The organism is Parasphingomonas halimpatiens (assembly GCF_036663795.1).
GTDB lineage: Bacteria > Pseudomonadota > Alphaproteobacteria > Sphingomonadales > Sphingomonadaceae > Sphingomonas.
The window spans coordinates 1-21,212 of record NZ_JAXOJP010000025.1; the positions used below are offsets into that span (position 1 = coordinate 1).

15 protein-coding genes, 1 tRNA gene and 1 pseudogene are annotated in these 21,212 nt (G+C 67.4%); 10 read left to right on the forward strand and 7 right to left on the reverse strand.

Annotated features, from left to right (window positions below; all coding sequences use genetic code 11):
- Positions 1–242: 242 nt before the first annotated feature.
- The 5 genes from U1839_RS19525 to U1839_RS19545 form a co-directional block, all read right to left on the reverse strand.
- Positions 243–2,162 (reverse strand): heme-binding protein, encoded by a 1,920-nt coding sequence (locus tag U1839_RS19525; protein WP_443030644.1) that lies wholly within the window; start codon positions 2,160–2,162, stop codon positions 243–245.
- 167 nt (positions 2,163–2,329) lie between these two features.
- On the reverse strand, positions 2,330–3,727 hold the full coding sequence (locus U1839_RS19530) for a multiheme c-type cytochrome (protein ID WP_332805256.1): 1,398 nt from the start codon (positions 3,725–3,727) through the stop codon (positions 2,330–2,332).
- Positions 3,728–3,856: 129 nt separating this feature from the next.
- Positions 3,857–4,678 (reverse strand): FecR family protein, encoded by an 822-nt coding sequence (locus U1839_RS19535; RefSeq protein WP_332805257.1) that lies wholly within the window; start codon positions 4,676–4,678, stop codon positions 3,857–3,859.
- Positions 4,679–4,691: 13 nt separating this feature from the next.
- Complete coding sequence (locus U1839_RS19540) at positions 4,692–5,951, reverse strand: hypothetical protein (protein ID WP_332805258.1); 1,260 nt, start codon at positions 5,949–5,951, stop codon at positions 4,692–4,694.
- A gap of 152 nt (positions 5,952–6,103) precedes the next feature.
- Positions 6,104–6,177 (reverse strand) — tRNA-Cys (locus tag U1839_RS19545).
- Positions 6,178–6,342: 165 nt separating this feature from the next.
- Between U1839_RS19545 and U1839_RS19550 the strand changes: the two genes are divergently transcribed.
- From U1839_RS19550 to U1839_RS19570, 5 genes are all read left to right on the forward strand, one after another.
- A complete protein-coding gene (locus U1839_RS19550) occupies positions 6,343–7,011 on the forward strand; it encodes a protein-L-isoaspartate O-methyltransferase family protein (RefSeq protein WP_332805259.1) in 669 nt (222 codons plus the stop codon).
- Positions 7,011–8,528 carry a TolC family outer membrane protein gene (locus U1839_RS19555; RefSeq protein ID WP_332805260.1) on the forward strand — a complete coding sequence of 506 codons (1,518 nt, stop codon included), beginning with the start codon at positions 7,011–7,013 and terminating at the stop codon, positions 8,526–8,528. Before U1839_RS19550 ends, U1839_RS19555 begins: the two co-directional genes overlap by 1 nt.
- Positions 8,529–8,571: 43 nt before the next feature.
- Positions 8,572–9,072 carry a DUF2497 domain-containing protein gene (locus U1839_RS19560; RefSeq protein WP_332805261.1) on the forward strand — a complete coding sequence of 167 codons (501 nt, stop codon included), beginning with the start codon at positions 8,572–8,574 and terminating at the stop codon, positions 9,070–9,072.
- A 49-nt stretch (positions 9,073–9,121) separates the two neighbouring features.
- Positions 9,122–11,164, forward strand: coding sequence for a S9 family peptidase (locus U1839_RS19565; protein ID WP_332805262.1), 2,043 nt, complete (start codon positions 9,122–9,124; stop codon positions 11,162–11,164).
- A 136-nt stretch (positions 11,165–11,300) separates the two neighbouring features.
- Positions 11,301–13,991: a valine--tRNA ligase gene (locus U1839_RS19570; RefSeq protein WP_332805263.1), complete on the forward strand. Its 2,691-nt coding sequence runs from the start codon at positions 11,301–11,303 to the stop codon at positions 13,989–13,991.
- On the opposite strand, the gene U1839_RS19575 is transcribed toward U1839_RS19570, so the two are convergent.
- Positions 13,992–14,675 carry a hypothetical protein gene (locus U1839_RS19575; RefSeq protein WP_332805264.1) on the reverse strand — a complete coding sequence of 228 codons (684 nt, stop codon included), beginning with the start codon at positions 14,673–14,675 and terminating at the stop codon, positions 13,992–13,994.
- A gap of 223 nt (positions 14,676–14,898) precedes the next feature.
- On the opposite strand from U1839_RS19575, the gene U1839_RS19580 reads away from it, so the two are divergent.
- From U1839_RS19580 to U1839_RS19600, 5 genes and pseudogenes are all read left to right on the forward strand, one after another.
- Positions 14,899–16,362: an MATE family efflux transporter gene (locus U1839_RS19580; protein WP_332805265.1), complete on the forward strand. Its 1,464-nt coding sequence runs from the start codon at positions 14,899–14,901 to the stop codon at positions 16,360–16,362.
- Between the two features lie 18 nt (positions 16,363–16,380).
- Positions 16,381–17,370: a porphobilinogen synthase gene (hemB, locus tag U1839_RS19585; RefSeq protein WP_332805266.1), complete on the forward strand. Its 990-nt coding sequence runs from the start codon at positions 16,381–16,383 to the stop codon at positions 17,368–17,370.
- Positions 17,367–17,894 (forward strand): GNAT family N-acetyltransferase, encoded by a 528-nt coding sequence (locus U1839_RS19590; RefSeq protein ID WP_332805267.1) that lies wholly within the window; start codon positions 17,367–17,369, stop codon positions 17,892–17,894. Before hemB ends, U1839_RS19590 begins: the two co-directional genes overlap by 4 nt.
- Entirely contained in the window at positions 17,891–18,418 is a 528-nt protein-coding gene (locus U1839_RS19595; RefSeq protein ID WP_332805268.1) for a GNAT family N-acetyltransferase, read from the forward strand. Before U1839_RS19590 ends, U1839_RS19595 begins: the two co-directional genes overlap by 4 nt.
- Positions 18,415–20,625, forward strand: a pseudogene (locus U1839_RS19600) (spermidine synthase). The gene U1839_RS19595 and the pseudogene U1839_RS19600 overlap by 4 nt, the downstream one beginning before the upstream one ends.
- A 25-nt stretch (positions 20,626–20,650) precedes the next feature.
- Here the strand turns inward: U1839_RS19600 and U1839_RS19605 are convergent.
- Positions 20,651–21,154 carry a hypothetical protein gene (locus U1839_RS19605; protein WP_332805269.1) on the reverse strand — a complete coding sequence of 168 codons (504 nt, stop codon included), beginning with the start codon at positions 21,152–21,154 and terminating at the stop codon, positions 20,651–20,653.
- Positions 21,155–21,212 lie beyond the last annotated feature (58 nt).

Consider the following 21,212-nt stretch of genomic DNA (forward strand, 5'->3'; position numbering starts at 1 on the left):
TCCAGGCGCCGATCTCCAAATCGGCCCAGCGTCTGCTCCATCATGTCCTCCCGCTCTCAAGGACATCGAATCAGACCAAAAACCACATGGCAACCACGATGTGTGAATGCTGTAGCCTTCAGGGGAGGGGTTGGGGGTGGGGCGTCTCATTCTCAACGAGACTGTCGTCCTTTGGATAGGCCCCACCCCAACCCCTCCCCTGAAGGGGAGGGGCTTGAAACGGGATTGGGCGTCGTTCCCCATCACAGCCCGGTACACACATTCTGCGTACTGGTGTCGAGGAACGGCGCGAACGGGCAGTTGACGTAGCGCAGCCGCACTTGCGCGTCGCCGAGATCGACAACGACATTGTCGGCACGGATTGCGAGCGGCGCGTTGCCGATGCCGCCGACGCGCGTGCCGGCATAAGCGAGGCCGAGAAAGCCGATCATGTCGTCCTGGTCGATGCCGTCCCCCGACACGCCGACTGCGCCGACGAGTGTCGTCCCGCGATAGATCGGGACCGAGCCGGGGAAGATCTGCAGGCCGTTTTGCAGTCGATTTTGCCCCGCTGACGCATCGGGAATGAAAGTGCAGCGCTGCGGCGTATCGCTCACGCTGGCACCAGTGACGAAGCCGAGATGCTGCGCGAGATTGGTCAGCACCAGCGCCGATTGCAGGCCGGTCGACAGCGGATTGAACTGGGCGATCGGGCGCGACAGTGGGCCGTTCGGGCGCGCCACTTCGCCATCGGGGAAGTGCGGGCGCGACAGCAGGCCGCCGGCGCGATCGGTGAAGGCGGTGGCGCCGGTCAGCGCGTTCGGACCCTTGAGGAAGGTGCGCGTCGCGGCGACGAAATGCTGCACGTCGCTGCTAGGATCGGCGAGCAATTGCTGCGCAGCATTCTTGCCCGACATGAAGGCGGCGGTGCGTGCTTTTTGCAGCGAAACGTCGGTGCCGAACAACGGCGCGTCGGGCGAACGGACGATGCCGAGCACCGCGCCGCGCGTATCGACCAGCGAGATGGTGACCTGCGCGCGGCTGTCGAGCGGCTGGCGAATCTGCGCGCGCGCGCGGCTCATCACCGTAAAGGCTTCTTCCAGGATCGCGCGGGTCTCGGTCGCGGTCAGTGGTGTCGCGACGTCGCCGGCATCGGTGCCGGCACGGATCGGGAAGCGGTCGCTGCCCGCGCCGTCGGTCAGCACGAAGGCATCGCGGTTGGAAAATTCGCTGGTGGTCGCGGCGCGTACGCCGGACGCCTCGCTGCCATACGCCGTGCCGACGATGATCACGGCCGCGGCATAACCACGCACCGCCACCAGCGAGCCAAGCGCCGGGTCGGTCGTGGCATAGCTTGCAGCGCCCGTGGCGATCAGCCCGGTATAGGCGATGTCGGTGTAGCGCAGCTGGGTGCCGTCGACATAGACATGGTCGGCGCGCACGCTCTCGGGCGCCTCGAAGCCGAGCGTCCCGGCGAGCGCGATCGCTTCTTCGGGGTCGTTGTCGATGTCGATCGAATTGGCGTCGAAACCGTAGGCGCCGTCCGCCATCACGCCGATTCCACCGACGACGACGCCGTTCTTGTAGAGCGGGAAACCGCCGGGATCGGCCGACAGACCGAGCGGTGAACGTTTCGGCCCGATCAGCGCGGCGCTGCCGCTCGCGCCATAACGTGCCGCCAGGTCGGAGCAGGGCAATTGGCTGAACTGCACGCCGAACAGGGGTCCGCTTTCCAGTCCGAGCGTGGAAGAGCCGGGCGGAAAATTCTGCTGGACGATCTGGCTCGCCGTGCGCGTCGAAAAGGCATTGCCGCTACTCGACAGATAGGCGCCGGTAACGGCCTTGGCGATGGCGCCCGCCTCGGCCGGGATGGTGAGGTTCTGCGCGTCGATGTTCGCGCCGTTAGGGGCCGGGCTGGTCACGGCGGTGGCCCGCGCGCCGGTCATGCGGAACACGGCGAGGACATTGCCGACGCGGTCGGTGACGGCGATCACGCCGGGCAGATGGCGCGCGCTCGCCTCGGCGGCGGCATGGGCGATGACCGCCTGCACGTCGGCGACGCTGAGCGCCTCGGCGCTGGGAACGGCGTAGAGGCCGGTCGGCGCGGTTGCCGGGGCAGGGGTGGGCGTCGGCGTGCTGCCGCTCGACCCGCCGCCGCCGCAGCCCGAGAGGATCAAGCCGATGCTAGCGAGTAGCGTAGAGAGCGGACTACTTCGCGCCTTCTTCAGCCCCTCCCCTTCAGGGGAGGGGTTGGGGGTGGGGCCTATCCGCGAGCGCGCGTTTGCGGCACTGCCCCACCCCAACCCCTCCCCTGAAGGGGAGGGGCTAGAAGAGGAGGAAAAAGCCCGGCTCATCGCAGCGCCCTGATCGCACGCACCGCCTCGGCGAGCGACGCGCGGAAGTCGCCGGGGCGATAGGCGTTGGGGTCTTTCACCGCCGCATAGGCGCGGTTGATGTTGGCGCGGATGCCTGCGGCCGCGCCGGTCGTGACGCGGCCCTGCTTGACCAGCGCGTTGAGCAGCGTGTCGACCGCCATCACGCCCTGCGCCGAGCCTTCATAATCGGTGAAGCGCGGCGACAGCACTGGGCCGGCGACGACGTCGACCATCGCAAAGGCGCTGTCGCCGCCGGTCGGCGCGTTGCCGAGCGCGGTCGCCAGCGCGTTCGCGGTTGCGCCGAGCCGGTTGGCGGCAGCAACCGCCGCACCCCGATCGCGTGCGATGGCAGCATGGAAAGCGCGGCTGTCGGCGTCGAGCCGCGGTGCGAGGCCGGGGGCGCCGACGCGCGCGGCGGCGGCGAGCAGGATCATATTCTCGTCGTTGAACGGCGGCATGCCGGCAGGAATCGGGCGGCCGGGATTCGCCTCCCATGTCTTCACGCGATCGGCCTGGTCGAAAATGCGGCGGTGGCAGCTGTGGCAGTCGAAGAAAGTGAATTCGGGAAAGGCGCCCTCGCTGCCGCGCGCCGGGTTGGCGAACAGCGTCATTTCACGGCCCAGCGCCATCGCCTGGCCGACCGCCCACATCCGCACGCTGTCGCTGCGGCCTTTTCGCGCGGCATAGTCGACGTCCTCATTGTGGTGGAGTTGCAGCGTCGAGAACAGGTCGAGTTCGAAAGCGATGCGCGGATGGCCGGCGGCCATCATGCGGTGGCTGACGAACTGGCCATTGCGGGCGCTGCCGAAATGACAATCGAGGCACAGCGCGGCGCGTGTCGCCGGGCGATCGAGCGCGATCATCCCGCGCGACACATTGGCGGCATGGCTGGCGCCGACGCTGTAGTGCGACGCTATCCAGCCGCCGGCCGCACCATGGCAGGCCTCGCAGCCCACGCCGTCGCTGGTCAGGAAGCGTGCACCGCGCGGGTCGCCGACCGGCGTGGCATGGCAACCGAGGCAGGCCGGCGCGCTGGTCGGCTCGCCCAGCCCGAGCGTCGCGGTGATCTGATGCGCACGCGTCCCGGCGAGCACGGTGAACGCGCGGCTATGCGCGCCGCCGGGAGTCGAGGGTTCCTGCCAAAGCTTGAGTTCATCCTGGCGCACCACCGCGCCGTCCGCCTCGAGCCGTCCATGACAGGTCGTGCCGGCGCAGCTCGCTACGCCTTGAAAGGCCGGCGCGACGCGGTCCGCTGCCCCGGCGCCGCTCGGCGGGGTGATGAACAACGATAGCAACAAGGCGCCGATCGCCAACGCTGCCCCCAGCACCGACGCGCCCTGCCCAAATTCGATGCCGGGGCGACCAGGGCCCATGCAACGCCTACTCCCCTTTGCGGTAGCCGGTGACCGATCGCGCGGGCCCGCCGCCCCGGCAGGCTTTCTGCCTCAATCAAGGGGCGTCGAACAGCAAAAGATTATGCCGCGGCGGTCCCGATTTCGGTCTCAGGGGATCTGGGCGGCCGGATCGCCTTCGCCGGCCTCGAAGAACTGATCGATGATCGGATTCTGGACCAGTGGACTATCGAAGCGACCGGTGCTCTTGCCGCGTCGGCCAAGCAGCATGGCAAGCTGGTCGGATGCTTCGGCCGAGAGGGTGAAGGGCCCGATCGGCGCCTGGTTGGGGCCGGCTACGAAAAAGGCCTGACCGGATCCGGCGATCGAGCCGGTGGTGCCGCCGGCGGTCACGTCGATCGCGCCCTGCTGCTCGCCACCCTGCGCGCCGGCACCGGGGCCGCGCAGGAAGATCAGCGTTGCCGTCTCGGGGTCGGCCGTGAAGGACGGCAGGCCGGGTTGATGACCGATCACCGCCAGCGCGTCGGCACCGACCGCCAGTTCGACGATCGTGCCGCGGATGCCGATCGAGGCGACCGGCGTGGTAATTTGCGACTGGCCGGGATTGGCGTGAAGCGGCTTGCCCGACATGAAACGGAAAGCGCCCCTGGTCACTGACAGGCCGACCGCGCTGGCGCTTTTCGCGGGGTCATAGACGAAGCGATCGACCTTCAACCGCGCGTTGGCGCCGACCGTGAAGTTGGTGTGGTCGAGCAGCAGCACCTGCAGACGGCTTGCCGGACCGGTGGCGATGTCGTTGCCGAGCGCGACGCGTTCCTTGACCACCGCGCGGTGGACACTCGGATTGGCGTCGGTCTTCATCCGCACGTCGTTGACCACGGCGGCGTTGACCCCGACCGTCTGCGCGACGGCGGGAAGGGGGGAGGCGGCGACGACGGCGGCCGTGGCGAGCAAGGTGAAACGATGGTTCATGGTACGTGTCCCCTTAGCGGCCGAAGTTCAGCACGAGCCGAAGCTCGGCGCCGAAGCTGCCATAGTCATGCAACAGGCTGGCGGCGTTATAGCTGCGGCGCGTGTAGCTGACCGCGCCTTCGAGATCGACCGGGCTCGACCCCAGCGGCGTGCCGAGCGCGGCGCGCGCGAACCAGCGAGTCTCGACCCGGTCGCCGATCAGCGCGACGTTACGATAATCGACATGGCGGACGGTTGCCGACAGCGCGCTGTAGGTGCCGGCCTGGTTCAGCGGCAGCCGTGCCGCAGCGTAGAGCCGCCAGCCCTGATAGCCGAGATTGCGGGTGCGTGCGGTCTTGTCCTCGAAGGCGGCGCCGATCACCCAGCCATGGTCGCGCGCAACGCCGGCACGATATTCGAGCGCGAGGTCGAAGCGCGTTCCGTCGCGGTCGAAAAAGGCGTTGGAGCCGACATAGTCCTGATGCGTGACCTCACCGCGCAGCGCGACCCGCGCGCTGTCGCCAGCGGCCGTGCTCAGTTCGCCCTGGCCGCCATATTCGGTGTAGAAAGGATGGCCGAACAACCGGCCGTGTCGCAGCACGCCGCCGATTTCGAAACCGACGCCGCTGCCCTGCATGCCGAAGCCGGCGCGCAGCGAACCCAATTGATAATCGAGGTTCGGTCCGCCGATCGCGTTCTTGGTCATGCCCGAAAGGCCGCCATAGGCATAACCGCTGCCGACCGGCGTGCGCGCGTCGACCTGCGCCGATGCGACGATCGACAGGCCGTCATTGCTCGGCACGGCAATGCCGGGAAGAGCAAATGCCGGGCTGAGCGCGGCGCTGTTGTCGGTGTCATAGGCGAGCCCGAGCGCAACATTGCCGATCACGCCGCTGTTCGCGGCGGCGCCGCCGCTGGCGGGCAGGTCGAGCGACCCGCAGGCGGCCCGTGCCTCGCCGATTGCGGCGGTCGAAGCGCTGCTGGAATCGATGCGGCTTGCCTCGATTCGCGCGCGACCGTGATCGTCGAGCCGGCACAGGATCGCGACATAATAGAGGCGCACATCGGCGCTGCCCTTGTCGGGATGGGCGAGCAGCGCGCGTTCGAGCGTTGCCGCCGCACCCGTCAGGTCGCTCTGATCGGCCTGGTTGCGCGCCAGCTTGAGGGCGCCATCGGGTGATGTCGTCGCGTCGATCATCCGGTCGATATCGGCAGCGGCGTCCTGCGCCATCGCCGGCAACGCGCCCAGCGCCATGGCGGCACCCGCCATGCCGATCGTCAGCATCCGACTCATTCGCATATTGTGCATGCCAGCCCCCGTTCGCCCGTCCCGACTTGGTCGGACCTTGCGAGACCCCATGCGCCGAAGCAGGGCGAGGAAGCTTGGACAAATACGACCGGTCCGGTGGCGTTGTGCACCGTACCGGTCGTTTTGGGACTGGAAGCTGGAGGCCCGACCGGGAATCGAACCCGGGTGCGAGGATTTGCAGTCCTCTACGTCACCACTCCGCCATCGGGCCAAGGCGGGCGCAGATGCGCGGGACTTGGGCTCGTGTCAACCGCCACGCGATCCGGGGCAACAAAATCTCCGGCGCGCGCTTGGCGTTGCGCGGCGCGCGCTATAGATGGTCGAAGCATGCAGAAGTGTATTGCATGACTAAAACAGTTGTGCGACAGGGTGATTCATGAATTCGACCGCGACACAGACCGATCGTTATCACGCGATGCGCCACGCGATGGTGGCCAGCCAGTTGCGCACCAACGCGGTCAGCGATGCGCGCGTCGTCGCTGCCATGGCGGAAGTGCCGCGCGAGGCTTTCCTGCCCGGCGAGGTGGCGGCGCTCGCCTATCGCGACACGGCGGTCCCGCTGACGCACGGCCGCGCGCAGAATGTCCCGATCGCGACCGGCAAGCTGCTGACCGCGGCTACGCTCACCGCGCGCGACCGCGTGCTGCTGATCGGCGCGGCGGGTGGCTACACCGCAGCGGTGCTGGCGGAGCTCGTCGCCGAGGTGGTGGCGGTCGAGGTCGATCCGGTGCTGGCCGCGATCGCCCGGACGACTCTCGCGGGATATCACTCGGTGACGCTGGTCGAAGGGCCGCTTGGCGCAGGGCATGAAGCGGGCGCACCCTATGACGTGCTGGTGGTCGACGGTGCCGTCGAGCAACTGCCCGATGCGTTGGTCGCGCAGGTCAAGGTCGGCGGTCGGGTCGTGGCAGGTCTCGCCGACCGCGGCATCACCCGCCTTGCTTATGGTCGGCGCAGCGAGGGCGGCTTCGCGCTGCTGCCGTTCGCCGACATCGACTGTGTGGTTTTGCCGGGATTCGACCGGCCAAGGAGTTTCACCTTTTGATGACCGACCGGATTTCGCCCTTGCGCCGGCTGCTGCTCGGCACTGTCGCTGTGGCGTTGGTCGTGCCGCCGGCGTCGGCCGAGACGCTGCGTGAGGCATTGGTCAAGGCCTATAACACCAACCCGACGATCAACGCCCAGCGCGATGCGCAGCGCGCCAATGACGAGAATGTGCCGATCGCGCGGGCGAGCGGGCTGCCGTCGCTAAACGCCTCGGGCAGCTATACCGAAGACTTCGTCAAGGCGGCGAACAGCTTCGTCTCGCCCGATCGCCAGCTCGCCGGGCAGACTCAGCTTAGCGTACCGATCTACTCGGGCGGCGCCGTGCGCAACTCGGTTGCGGCCGCGCGCACGCGCGTCGAAGCGGGGCGCGATTCGTTGCGCGGTACAGAGAGCGATTTGTTCACTGCGGTGGTCGGCGCCTATATGGACGTGATCCGCGACGAGGCGATCGTCAGCCTCAACCAGCAGAACGTTCACGTCCTCGATGTCAATTTGCAGGCGTCCAAGGATCGCTTTCAGGTCGGCGACCTGACCCGAACCGATGTCGCCCAGTCGGACGCGCGCCTCGCCGTTGCGCGCGGCCAGTTGCAGACCGCCCAGTCACGGTTGATCTCAAGTCGTGAGAATTACATCCGCCTTGTCGGCTCGCCGCCGGAAAAGCTCGACACGCCGCCGCTATTACCGAATCTGCCGACCTCGCCCGACACCGCGGTCGATGTCGCGCTGAAGGACAATCCGTCGCTGCTCGCCGCGCAAAAATCGCGCGATGCGACGCGCTACGATGTCGACGTCGCGCGGGCGGCACGTTTGCCCAAGCTCAGCGTCGGGGTCGGCGGCAACTATTACAATTATCTCGGTTCGCTCGGCTCGGGGACGGGCGTTGCCGTCGGCCAGTCCGGCAAATCGGCCAGCGGCGGCCTGACGCTGACGGTGCCGCTGTTCCAGGGCGGTCGACCGGCGGCGCAAGTGCGTCAGGCGCAGGCACTGCGCGGTCAGGCGATCGAGCAGGCGACGGCGGCCGAACGCACCGTGATCGCCAATACGCGCTCGGCCTATGCCGTGTGGCAGTCGTCGCTCGAGGTGATTGCCTCGTCGCAGACGGCGGTCAGCGCCAACAAGCTGTCGCTTGAGGGCGTGCGCGCCGAAAACAGCGTCGGCAACCGCACGATCCTCGACATCCTCAACGCCGAGCAGGAACTGCTCAATTCGCAGGTCACTTTGGTGACGGCGCAGCGCGACGCCTATGTCGCCGGCTTCGCGCTGCTCGCCGCGATGGGCCATGCCGAGGCGCGCGACCTCGGGCTCGATGGGGGCGCGCTCTATGATCCGGTGGCGAACTTCAACGCCGTCCAGCACCGGATTTCCGACTGGAGCGATGGCAAGCCGGCCCGGGCGGTGGGTACCAGCACGATCGGCACCCCGGCACAAAATGCGCTGGTAACGACGAAACTCGATCCGTTGTTAACCGCTCCTGTTGACACCGATACCCAAAATCCCGCAGGTGGCCCAAAGTAGGTCGGTTTTCGACCGCGCGCTTTGGTTTTCGCAAGGACTGCCGATGGGGGACATCAGCGCCGAGCCGTCGATGGAGGAGATTCTCTCCTCGATCAAACGTATCATCGCCGAAGAGGGCGATGGGGCGATGGCCGCCGCGCGTGCCCGCCGCCAGCCGCGACCGGCGCCGGCGCCGGTGCCCGAGCCCGAACCGTATGACGATGACGAGGTGCTCGAACTGAGCGAGCGAATCGCGGCTGAAATGCCCGCGCCGCCGCGCCCGGCACCCGAGCCCCGGCCGGCGCCGCCGGAAGTGGCAGCGCCCCTTGCTGTTGCCGCGCCGTCATTGCTGTCGCCGCGGACCGCTGAAGCGACTCGCGGCCCGCTCGATGCCCTGTCGCGCATGGTGGTGAAGCCCGAGGTCGCCGGCAGCGACACGCTCGAGGGCATGGTGCGCGAGATGATCCGCCCGATGTTGCGCGACTGGCTCGACGCCAATCTGCCGGCGATGGTCGAATCGATGGTCGCGCGCGAGATTTCACGGATCACCGGCCAGCAACGCTGATCCGCGGCCGAGATTGCCGTCGCGCGCGGCATCTGCTTAATCTCGCTCCATGAAATATCTGTCGTTCGCGAGCCTGCTCGCCATCGCCGTCGCGACTCCCGTCGCTGCCCGCCAACTCACCATCGAAGACGTGACGACGCTGTCGCGCGTTGGTGCCCCCGCCATCTCTGCCGATGGGCACTGGCTCGTCTGGCAGCAGCGCGAAACCGATATCGCCGCCGACAGGGGCCGCTATGATCTTTGGCGTCTCGACCTGGCGAAGAAGGGCGCGAAGCCAGAAAAGCTGCTCGCCGAGCCCGACGTCAACGAAACCGCGCCGCAATTCTCCGCCGATGGCAAGACGGTCTATTTCCAGTCGGACAAGGGCGGTGACGACGCGGTCTGGGCGATCAATGTGTCAGGTGGCGCGCCGAAGAAGCTGACCGGCTTCCAGGGCGGTTTTGGCGGCTTCAAGGTCGCGCCGACCGGTGACAAGGTATTGATCTGGGCCGATCGCCTGCCCGGCGCACCGAGTCTCGCGCCGCCGATGATCAAGAAGGCGGCGGACGCGGGCGGGGGGCGTACCTATGACAAAATGTTCGTGCGCCACTGGGATAGCTGGGCCGACGGCACGCGCTCGCAACTGTTCGTCCTGCCGCTGACCGCCGATGGCGGGCCGGGCGACGGGGTGGCGATCGAACATGGTCTGGTCGGCGACACGCCGTCAAAGCCCTCGGGCGGCGGCGAGGAGGTGTCGTGGTCGGCCGACGGCAAGACGGTCTATTTCGCGCTGCGCGAGGCGGGGCGGATCGAACCTTTGTCGACCAATCTCGATATTTTCACCGCACCTGCCGACGGCTCGGCCGCGCCGACCAACCTGACCGCCGACAACAAGGGCATGGACAATCTGCCGACCGTCTCGCCCGACGGCCGAAGCCTTGCCTGGTTCGCGATGGCGCGCGCCGGCTACGAAGCCGACCGCCAGGTGCTGATGCTGCGTGATCTCGCCACCGGCAAGGTGCGGGCGGTTACCGCGGGCTGGGATCGCTCGGTCGGTTCGATCGCCTGGTCGCCCGATTCGAAGCGCATCATCGTCACTGCCGAGGACACGCAGGAAAATCCGATCTGGTCGGTCGATCCGGTCGGCGGCAAGGTCACCCGCCTGACTGATGCCGGGAACGTCACCGCCGTGCTGCCGACCGCCAAAGGCGCGGTGTTCAGCATGAACAGCCTGACCGCGCCCGACGATTTCTACCTGCTGAGCGGGAAGAAGGTCGCGCGGCTGACCTCGGTCAACGCCGAAAAGCTCGCCGGCATCGACATGCCGAGCGTCACCCGCTTCAGCTTCGCCGGCGCCAACAACGACACTGTCTGGGGTTATGCCGTGAAGCCGGCAGGGTCGACCGGCAAGGTGCCGATCGCCTTCATGGTCCATGGCGGCCCGCAGGGCAGTAGCAACAACAGTTGGTCCTATCGCTGGAACCCGGCGCTGTTCGCTGGCGCGGGCTATGGCCTGGTGGCGATCGATTTCCACGGCTCGACCGGCTACGGCCAGGGCTTCAGCGATGCGATCCGCAACAATTGGGGCGGCTGGCCGCTCGAGGATTTGCAAAAGGGCCTCAAGGCGGCGACCGACAAATTCGCCTGGCTCGACGCCGACAATGCCTGTGCGCTGGGCGCCTCCTATGGCGGCTATATGATGAACTGGATCGAGGGGCAGTGGCCCGATCGCTTCAAGTGCATCGTCCAGCATGACGGCGTGTTCGATGCCCGCGCCATGGCGTACGAGACCGAGGAACTGTGGTTCGACGAGTGGGAACATGGCGGCAAGGCCTATTATGAGGACCCCGCCGCGTTCGAGAAATGGAACCCGGTCAATTACGTGCAGAACTGGAAGACACCGATGCTGGTGATCACCGGCGAGAAGGACTTCCGCATTCCCTATACGCAGGGCCTGGCGGCGTTCACCGCGCTGCAACGACGCGGCATTCCCTCGCGCCTGCTGGTCAATCCGAACGAGAATCACTGGGTGCTCAAGCCGAAGAACAGCCGGCAATGGTATCGTGAGGTGCTGGGCTGGATGGACAGATGGACGGGGAAGGCCGTCCAATAAACCCACCGGTCATGCCGGGCTTGTTCCGGCAACCACCGTACCGCGAACCCGGCACCGTCTTATTTTGCGGATCAGTGGACCCCGGAACAAGTCCGGGGTGACGGACGGGGGTCGTTCTGTCTAAAGGCGGGGCGCTATGACCGAACTCCCGAAAACCTTCGACCCCGCCGACATCGAATCCCGCTGGTATCAGCATTGGGAGAGCGAAGGCCTGTTCCGCCCCGATCGCCCCGGTGCCGAGCCGTGGACGATCGTCAATCCGCCGCCCAACGTCACCGGCTCGCTGCATATCGGGCATGCGCTCGACAACACGCTGCAGGATATCCTCACGCGTCATGCGCGCTTGAAGGGCAAGGATGCGCTGTGGGTGGTCGGCACCGACCATGCCGGCATCGCGACGCAGATGGTGGTCGAGCGCCAGATGGGGACACGCCAGCAGAAGCGCACCGATTTCACCCGCGATGAATTCATCGCCAAGGTGTGGGAGTGGAAGGAAGAGAGCGGCGGCGAGATCACGCAGCAGCTCCGCCGCCTCGGCTGCTCGATGGATTGGGCGAACGAGCGCTTCACCATGGACGAGGGCTTCAGCCGCGCCGTGCTGAAGGTGTTCGTCGATCTCCACAATCAGGGCCTGATCTACCGCGACAAGCGGCTGGTGAACTGGGACCCGGGCCTCGGCACCGCGATCAGCGATCTCGAGGTTGAGACGCGCGAGACCAAGGGCAGCTTCTGGCAGATCCGCTATCCGCTGGCCGATGGCTCTGGCTCGATCATCGTCGCGACGACGCGGCCCGAGACGATGCTCGCCGACATGGCGGTCGCGGTGCATCCCGAGGACGAGCGCTACAAGGCGATGATCGGCAAGCAGGTCCGGCTACCGATCACCGGTCGCCTGATCCCGATCATCGCCGACGAGCATGCCGATCCGGCGCTCGGCACCGGCGCGGTCAAGATCACGCCGGGACACGACTTCAACGACTTCGAGGTCGGCAAGCGCGCCGGTTTCAAGGCCGGCGAGATGCTCAACATGCTCGACGCCGCGGCCAAGGTCACGCAGACCGCCGACGGGTCGATCCCCGAAGACCTGCTCGGCGTCGACCGCTTCTGGGCGCGCAAGCAGGTGGTCGAGCGGCTGAAGCAGGACGGCTTCCTCATTCCGCATGTCGACAAGGAAGGCGTCGAGCACGACGCCGAGCCGCGCACCATCCAGACGCCTTATGGCGACCGCTCGGGCGAGGTGATCGAGCCGTGGCTGACCGACCAATGGTATGTCGATGCCGCGACGCTGGCCACGGGGCCGATCGAGGCGGTGCAGTCGGGCGCGATCAAGATCGTGCCGAAAAGCTGGGAGAAGACCTTCTTCAACTGGATGGAGAATATCCAGCCCTGGTGCGTGTCGCGTCAGCTCTGGTGGGGGCACCGCATTCCGGCATGGTTCGCCGAGGATGGCCGCATCTTCGTCGCGCTGACCGAGGAGGAGGCGCAGGCGCAGGCCGGAGCCGACGTCGCGCTCACGCAGGACAACGACGTCCTCGACACCTGGTTCTCCTCCGCGCTGTGGCCCTTCGCCACGATGGGCTGGCCCGAGGAAACCGACCCCAACCTTCACGGGCGTTACCCCAATGACGTGCTGATCTCCGGCTTCGACATCCTGTTCTTCTGGGATGCGCGGATGATGATGCAGGGCATGCATTTCATGAAGGACGTGCCGTTCCGCACGCTCTATTTGCATGGCCTGGTGCGCGCTGCCGACGGGCAGAAGATGTCCAAGTCGAAGGGCAATGTCGTCAACCCGCTCGGGCTGATCGATCAATATGGCGCCGATGCGCTGCGCTTCTTCATGGCGGCGATGGAAAGCCAGGGCCGCGACATCAAGATGGATGAGAAGCGCGTCGAGGGTTATCGCAACTTCGCCACCAAGCTGTGGAATGCGGCGCGCTTCTGCCAGGCCAACGGCATCGGTGCGAGCAGCCAGCTGGAGGCGCCCGAGGCGACACTCGCGGTCAACAAATGGATTATCGCCGAGACGATCGCGACGGTGCAGGCGGTCGACCTCGCGCTGGCCGACTACCGCTTCGACGGCGCCGCCAACGCGATCTACCAGTTCGTGTGGAGCCGCTTCTGCGACTGGTATCTCGAACTGATCAAGCCGGTGTTTAGCGGCGAGGAACGCGGGTCGATCGACGAGGAGAGCAAGAAGGTGGCGGGCTGGGTGCTCGACCAGATCCTCGTGCTGCTCCACCCGTTCATGCCCTTCATCACGGAAGAGCTGTGGCACGCGCTCGCCGATCCCGCCCACCCTCGCGAGAACGATATCATCGTCGCGAAATGGCCGATGGCCGATGCGCGTGCAATCGATCCTGCGGCGAGCAAGGAGATCGACTGGCTGATCCGGCTGGTCGGCGAGGTTCGCGGCGCGCGTACCGAACTCAACGTGCCGCCCGGTGCCCGGTTGACCGCCTATGTCCGCGACGCCGGCCCCGAGACGACCGCGCGGCTTGCCACACAGGGCGCCGTGATCGCGCGCCTTGCGCGGATCGATATCGCGGACGGCGAAGCGAGCGGTGGCGCGTTGCAGGTGGTCGTCGACGAGGCGACCTTCGTGCTGCCGCTGGAAGGCGTGATCGACCTCGACGCCGAGCGCACCCGCCTGACCAAGGCGATTGCTGCGGCCGAAAAGGAACGCGACGGGCTCGCCGGGCGGCTCAACAATCCGAGCTTCGTCGAACGCGCCAAGCCCGAGGCGGTCGACAAGGCCCGCGCCGACCATGCCGAAAAGGCCGCCGAGGCAGAACGGCTTGGCGCGGCGCTCGCGCGCCTGGGTTGATCAGGGTGCGATCAGCCGGCGCGTGAACGCTGCCCACCAGGGCTGGTAGTAGAGATATGCCGCGGTGATCTCATTGGCGAAGATCCACAGCGCGCCGGCGACATAGGCCGGGTGCAGGCGCCGGCGCGTGACCTGATCATAGACACCCATGCCGATCACCAGCGCGATGCTGCCGATATAGGTGAAGGCGATGTAGTTGATGAAACCGTCGCCAAGCGCCGCGTACAACGGATCGGCAAGCAGCCGGCTGAAGCCCGGTTCAGCCAGCGCGACCATGCCGAGCAGCATCAGCCTTTTGTGCGCTGCCGCGTCGCGTCGCATCAACAGACCCGTGATCGACAGCGCCACGGACCCGAAGACATTGGTCAATTGTGTGGCCATGAATGCGGTGTCGAGATGGGGATCGTTGAAATGCAGCCGCTGCATCGTCATCGATGCCGCAGGGCCGAGGATCAGCATCAGCGGCAGGATGACGAGCGCGGCAACGCCGAGTTGGCGATGGAGGCGAACCTGATTGCGGCGGATCAACAGCATCTGCACCGTCAGGAGCACGAGCCACGCGCCGAACACCACGGCATGAAGGTGGATGATCCACGGATAGGAGAGCTGCCCCTTCGCCGCCTTGTGGATCATGTCGAGGCCGAAGCCACCGACCATCGCTGCCCAGATGATCAGCAGATACACCAATGAGAATGCGCAGTCCGATGGTCGGCGCGCGGCGAAACCCGACCGCGTGGCAAGCGTTGCTGTCATGATGTCCCCCACCGCGAGGGCATCACAGCGCAGCCGCGAAGTCAATTCGCCAGCGTAACAAGTTGCCGTCAGGGCTGGTCGCTCCGCGCACATTTCCCTATCGGCCAACGCTCGCACGGTGAATTGGCCTGCGGGCGGCAAAGGAAGATGATTCGTGGCAGACGCGCCGCAACATGGGCCGGCAGGCCGCAGGGACCTGACCGTCGGGCCGATCGGCACGACGTTGCTGACCTTCGCGCTGCCCACGCTCGCGTCCAACATCCTCCAGTCGCTCAACGGCTCGATCAACTCGATCTGGGTCGGGCGCTTCCTGGGGGAGGGCGCGCTTGCCGCGACGTCCAATGCCAACATCATCATGTTTCTGATGTTCAGCGCGGTGTTCGGCTTCGGCATGGCGGCGACGATCCTCGTCGGCCAGTCGATCGGACGGCGCGATGTCGAGGCTGCGCGGCGCGCCTTCGGCTCGGCGATCGGCATGGTGGTCGGCGGCGCGGTACTGATCTCGATCCTCGGCTGGATCTTCGCGCCCGATATCCTCCGGCTGCTCGCCACGCCGGGCGACGCCCAGGCGCTGGCGCTGGTCTATCTGCGCGTGATCTTTCTCGGCCTGCCGCTGTCGATGCTCGGCGTGCTGATCCAGATGGGGCTGCGCGGCGCCGGCGATTCGATCACGCCGATGTGGTTCATGGTGCTGAGCGTGATCGTCGACAGCGCGCTGAACCCGTTGCTGATCGAAGGCATCGGCCCGTTCCCGCGCATGGGCATCGCCGGCTCGGCGACCGCGACGTTGCTCGCCGCGGCGATCTCGACCACCGGCCTCGTCATCTACGTCTATGCGCGCGACCTGCCGATCCGGCTGCGCGGGCGCGAATTCCGCTGGCTGTTTCCCGAGCGCGCGCTCGTCCGCACGATCGTCGCCAAGGGCCTGCCGATGGGCGCGCAGATGCTGGTCATGTCGACCGCCGGGCTGACGATGGTCGGGCTGGTCAACCGCCTCGGCGTCGACACTGCCGCCGCCTATGCCGTGTCGCAGCAGCTATGGACCTATATCCAGATGCCGGCGATGGCGATCGGCGTCGCGGTCAGTTCGATGGCGGCGCAGAATATCGGCGCCGGCCGCTGGGACCGGGTCGATGCAATCACCCGCGCCGGCATTCTCTCCAACACGGCCATCACGCTGGTGGTGATCGTCGCGATCATCCTGTTCGACCGACCGGTGATGACGCTGTTCGTCGGCAGCGACAGCCCGGCGATCCCGATCGCACGCCATATACAGCTGATCGCCAGCTGGACCTTCGTGATGTTCGGCGCGACGATGGTGCTGTTCTCGACCGTCCGCGCCAATGGCGCGACGCTCGCGCCGCTGATCATCCTGATCGTCTCGCTCTATCCGGTGCGCATCGGCATCGCGCTGACCGGCCAGCGGCTGATCGGCGGCGATGCCCTGTGGTGGGCCTTCCCGATTGGCTCGGCGGTGTCGCTCGGCCTCGCGATCCTGTTCTATCGCCGTGGGACCTGGCGCAGCCAGGTGCTGGTCGTTCCGCCCGATCCCGACGAGGGGCATGAGCATGCCCATGCCGTCGGCGAACCCGCCGGGCGCTTGCAGCCGAGCGGCTAAACGAGCATTGAGCGCGGCATGAGTCACTATCCCGCGCTCCGCCTGCGTCGCACCCGTGCCACCGCCTGGAGCCGCCGGCTCCATGCCGAAACCGTGCTCACCCCCGCCGATCTGATCTGGCCGCTGTTCATCGCCGAAGGGCAGGGGGTCGAGGAGCCGATCGCCAGCCTGCCCGGCGTGTCGCGCTGGTCGGTCGACGGCATCGTCGCCCGCGCGAAGGAAGCGCGCGACGCGGGCATCGCCTGCATCGCATTGTTCCCCAACACCCCGCACGCCCTGCGCAGCGACGGTGGCGAGGAGGCGCTCAACCCCGACAATCTGATGTGCCGCGCGATCCGGGCGCTCAAGGATGCGGTGCCCGAGGTCGGCGTGCTGACCGATGTCGCGCTCGATCCCTATACCGCGCATGGCCATGACGGGCTGCTCGATCCGCAGGGTTATGTGCTCAACGACCGCACCGCCGACGTGCTGGTCGGCCAGGCGCTCAACCAGGCGGCAGCGGGCGCCGACATCATCGCGCCATCCGACATGATGGATGGCCGCGTCGGCCTGATCCGCGAGGCGCTGGAGTGCGCGGGCCATGTCAACGTCCAGATCATGTCCTACGCCGCCAAGTACGCCAGCGCCTTTTACGGCCCGTTCCGCGACGCGGTCGGCTCGCGCGGGCTGCTCAAGGGCGACAAGAAGACCTATCAGATGGACTCGGCCAATGCCGAGGAGGCGCTGCGCGAGGTCGCGCTCGATCTCGACGAGGGCGCCGACAGCGTGATGGTCAAGCCGGGCCTGCCTTATCTCGACATCATCGTGCGCGTGAAGGCGGAGTTCGCGGTGCCGGTGTTCGCCTATCAGGTGTCGGGCGAATATGCGATGATCGAGGCGGCGGTCGCGGCCGGCGCGGCCGAGCGCGATGCGATGGTGCTGGAAACCTTGATGTCGTTCAAGCGCGCCGGGTGCTCGGGCGTGCTGAGCTATCACGCGCTGCATGCCGCGCGCCTGCTCGGCCGATGATCGAGACCGAGCGGCTGATCCTGCGCCGCGACACGCCGGCCGACCACCCCGCGCTGCACGCGATGTGGGCGGACCCGCGTGTGATGGCCGATCTCGGGCCGGTGAAGTCAGCGGCGGACAGTGAGGCGGCGCTCGCCAAGCACGCCTCCTACCACCCGCAGGGGCTCGGTTTCTGGGTGGTCGAGCATCGCGCCGAAGGTGGCGTGATGGGTTTTTGCGGGCTGAAGCCGGGTGCCCCCGACACGCCGATCGCCGGCGCGCTCGAAATCGGCTGGATGCTCGCCGTGCCCTATTGGCAGCAGGGTTTCGCCCGTGAGGCAGCGGCGGCCAGCATGGCATGGGCCTGGGCCAACCGCGACGACGCCGCGATCGTCGCGATCACCTCCCGGCAGAATGCCAAGAGCCGCGGACTGATGGTCCGCCTCGGCATGACGCACGTCCCGCAGCTCGATTTCGAACACCCGCTGTTCGCCAAGGGCGATCCGCTGCGCGACACCGTGACCTATCGGATCGCGCGGCCGTGATCGACACCGAGCGGCTGATCCTGCGCGGCTGGCGCGCGACGGACGTGGATCCGTTCAACGCCATGTGTCGCGATCCCGAGGTGATGCGCTATCTCGGCCCGCCCGAAAGCCGCGAGCAGAGCGCGGCGGCGCTCGATCGACAGAACACTTTTCTCGCCAGCCTCGGCCATTGCTTCTGGGCGGTCGAGCGCCGCGCCGATGGCGCCTTGCTCGGTTTTTGCGGGATCAAGCCCGGCGCGGCCGGCACGCCGATCGAACAGGATATCGAGATCGGCTGGCGCCTCGGCCGCGCACATTGGGGGCAGGGCTATGCCCGCGAGGCGGCTGAGGCGAGCCTCGCCTGGGGCTGGGCGAACACGACGGCACCTTTGATCTCGGCGATCACGGTGCAGGCCAACACCGCCAGCTGGGGCCTGATGGAGCGGATCGGCATGACGCGGGTCGTCGGTGGCGACTTTCATCATCCGCTCGCCGCGCCGCCGCTCAACCCGCATATCCTCTACCGGATCGATCGCCCGGCATGATCCCGACGCGGGGCGCGCGGCCGCTGTTCGTCGCGGCGGTGCTGGCCAGTTCGTTCCTGCTTTTCCTCGTCCAGCCGATGATCGCGCGCATGGCGCTGCCCCGATTGGGCGGCGCGCCGGCGGTGTGGAACTCGGCAATGCTGGTCTACCAGGCACTGCTGCTCGCCGGTTACGGCTATGCCCATTGGCTCGGGCGGCTTTCGCCGCGACTCCAAGCCGGGACGCATCTCGCGGTGCTGGCCATCGCCGCGCTGTGGCTGCCGATCGGCCTGATTGCGGCGACCCCGACGGCCGATGCCGAACCGGCCTTGTGGGTGCCGTGGCTGCTCGGCCTGTCGATCGGCCCGCTATTCTTCGCCATCTCGGCGCAGGCGCCGCTGCTGCAACGCTGGTTCAGCTTCGCGGCGCCGGAGGGTGATCCTTACCCGCTCTACGCGGCCTCGAACATCGGCAGCTTTGCCGGGCTGATCGCCTATCCGCTGCTGGTCGAGCCCGAGCTGGCGGTCAACGGCCAGCGCTGGTCGTGGAGCATCGGCTACGCGGTGGTGGCCTTGCTCGTCGCAGCCTGTGCCTGGCGTCTGCCGCGCGGCCTATCGGGCGCCACCGTCGCGGCGCCGACCAGTGCCCGTCCGAAGCCGCTGCTGGTCGCGCGTTGGGTCGTGCTCGCGCTGGTGCCGTCGGGGCTGATGCTTGCCACCTCGACCTATATCAGCACCGATATCGTCGCGATGCCGCTGCTCTGGGTGCTGCCGCTCGGCCTTTATCTGCTGAGCTTCTCGATCGCCTTCGCCGCCCATCGCCGCGCGAGCGATGTCATCGCGCGAATCACCCCGCTGGCGCTGTTGCTGATCGGCGGGCTCTTGGTCGGCAGCGGTCCGGCCTGGCCGTGGTTCGATGCCGCGCTTGCGCTGGCCCTGTTGTTCCTCGTCTCGGTCACGCTGCACGGCGAAATGTACCGGCTGCGCCCGGCGAACGACCGACTGACGGGATTCTATCTCGCCATGTCGGTCGGCGGCGTGCTCGGCGGTGTGTTCGCCGCGCTCGTCGCGCCGATCCTGTTCAACTGGACATGGGAATTTCCTATCCTGCTGCTCGCCGCGGGGCTGTTGATGCCGCGCCGCTTCCTGCTGCGCTGGAGCGGACGGTTTTGGGGGCGGTACCCGGCATCGCGCCGGCGCTGGGTGCTGGCGACGGCGCTGATCGTCGCGCTGCTGGTGATCGTCGTGCTCAGGCTGCCCGGCGCCGGCGCGGAGCGGCCCGGTGCGGTGCAGCTGCTGGTGCTCGCGGTGATGGTGCCGCTCGGTCTCGTGACGATCGGTTATCGTCCGGCCTTCGGCATCGCGCTGATCGGCGCGCTGGTCGCCTTTGGCGGCTATCGCTCGCTCGTCCTGTCGATCCAGCCAGGCACGCGGACGCGGAGTTATTTCGGCGTCTATACCGTGCTCGGCGACGCGCATGTCCGCCAGCTCGCCCATGGCACCACGGCGCACGGCACTGAGCTGTTCGGCACACCGGCGCGCGAGCGCGAACCGACGGTCTATTATGTGCGCGGCGCCGGGATCGGTCAGGCGATGCAGGCGTTGCCGGCGCTGTACGGGGCGCAGGCGCGTGTCGCGGTGGTCGGTCTCGGCGCGGGGACGCTGGCCTGTTACGCGCAGCCGGGGCAGCAATGGGTCTTCTACGAGATCGACCCGGCGATCGTGCGAATCGCGCGCGACACCGGGCAGTTCCACTTTCTGCGCGATTGCCTGCCCGACGCGCGAATCGTGCTCGGCGACGCGCGAATCAGTCTCGCCGCCGCGCCCCCGGCATAATTCGACCTGCTGACGCTCGACGCCTTTTCGTCAGACGCCGTGCCGATGCACCTGATGACGCGCGAAGCCTTTGCCGGCTATGCCCGCGTCCTCGCGCCGGACGGGCTGCTGCTCGTCCACATCTCCAACCGCTTTCTCGATCTCGAACCCGTCGTCGCGGCGGCGGCGGAGGGTGGCGGCTGGCACGCGATCCAGCTGCTCTATCAGCCGAAACCGGGCGAAGGCGGCGCCGCGACACGTTCGCTATGGGTCGCGCTGTCGCACGATCCGGCCAAGCTCGCCGCATTGCGCGCGCGTGACGCGACCTGGCGCCGGCTGCGGCATTATCCCGGCTTCACGCCCTGGACCGATGATTATTCGACCATCCTGCCGCTGATCAAGGCGCTGCACTGATTCGGGCGGCGGCTTCGCGAATCGCTCAGCCGGCGGGGAGCATCGCCTGAATCGTGGCGATTCGCGCCGATTCGGCATCGAGCGAGGCCTGTACCGCGCCGCGTAGCGCCTCCAGCCCGGGATATTCCGGTTCGCCGGCCGCCGCGCGTTCGATCGCCAGCTGCTCGATATCGGTGACTGCCCCCGACAGCGTCGCCCGGTGCCCGTCGAGCTCGGCCAGTGCAGTCTGCGCCGTGATCCAGCGGTCGCTGCCGACCGCATCGCCCTGGGCGAGCCGCGCCGCCGCCTCGGCGCGGTCAGCGGCGGCGGCGAACGCCTTGTCGGTGTCGCCCAGCGTTGAGCGGAAGGCGGCGAGCTTCGATTCGGTCGCCGGGTCGGCCGCGGCCAAAGCCGGCGGCGTAACCACCGGCTCGGCGTCGCTGCGCGATTCGATCGGCCGCGGCAGCAGCGAGGGATAGCGCGCCGTGTCGGGGCCGACGCAACCGCCGATCAGCAGCGCGAGACCGGCGAGGGGGAAAAGCTGTTTCATCGCGCCACCGTCTATTGTGCGCAGAAGATACAAGCAACGCACTTGCGCCCGCCGAATG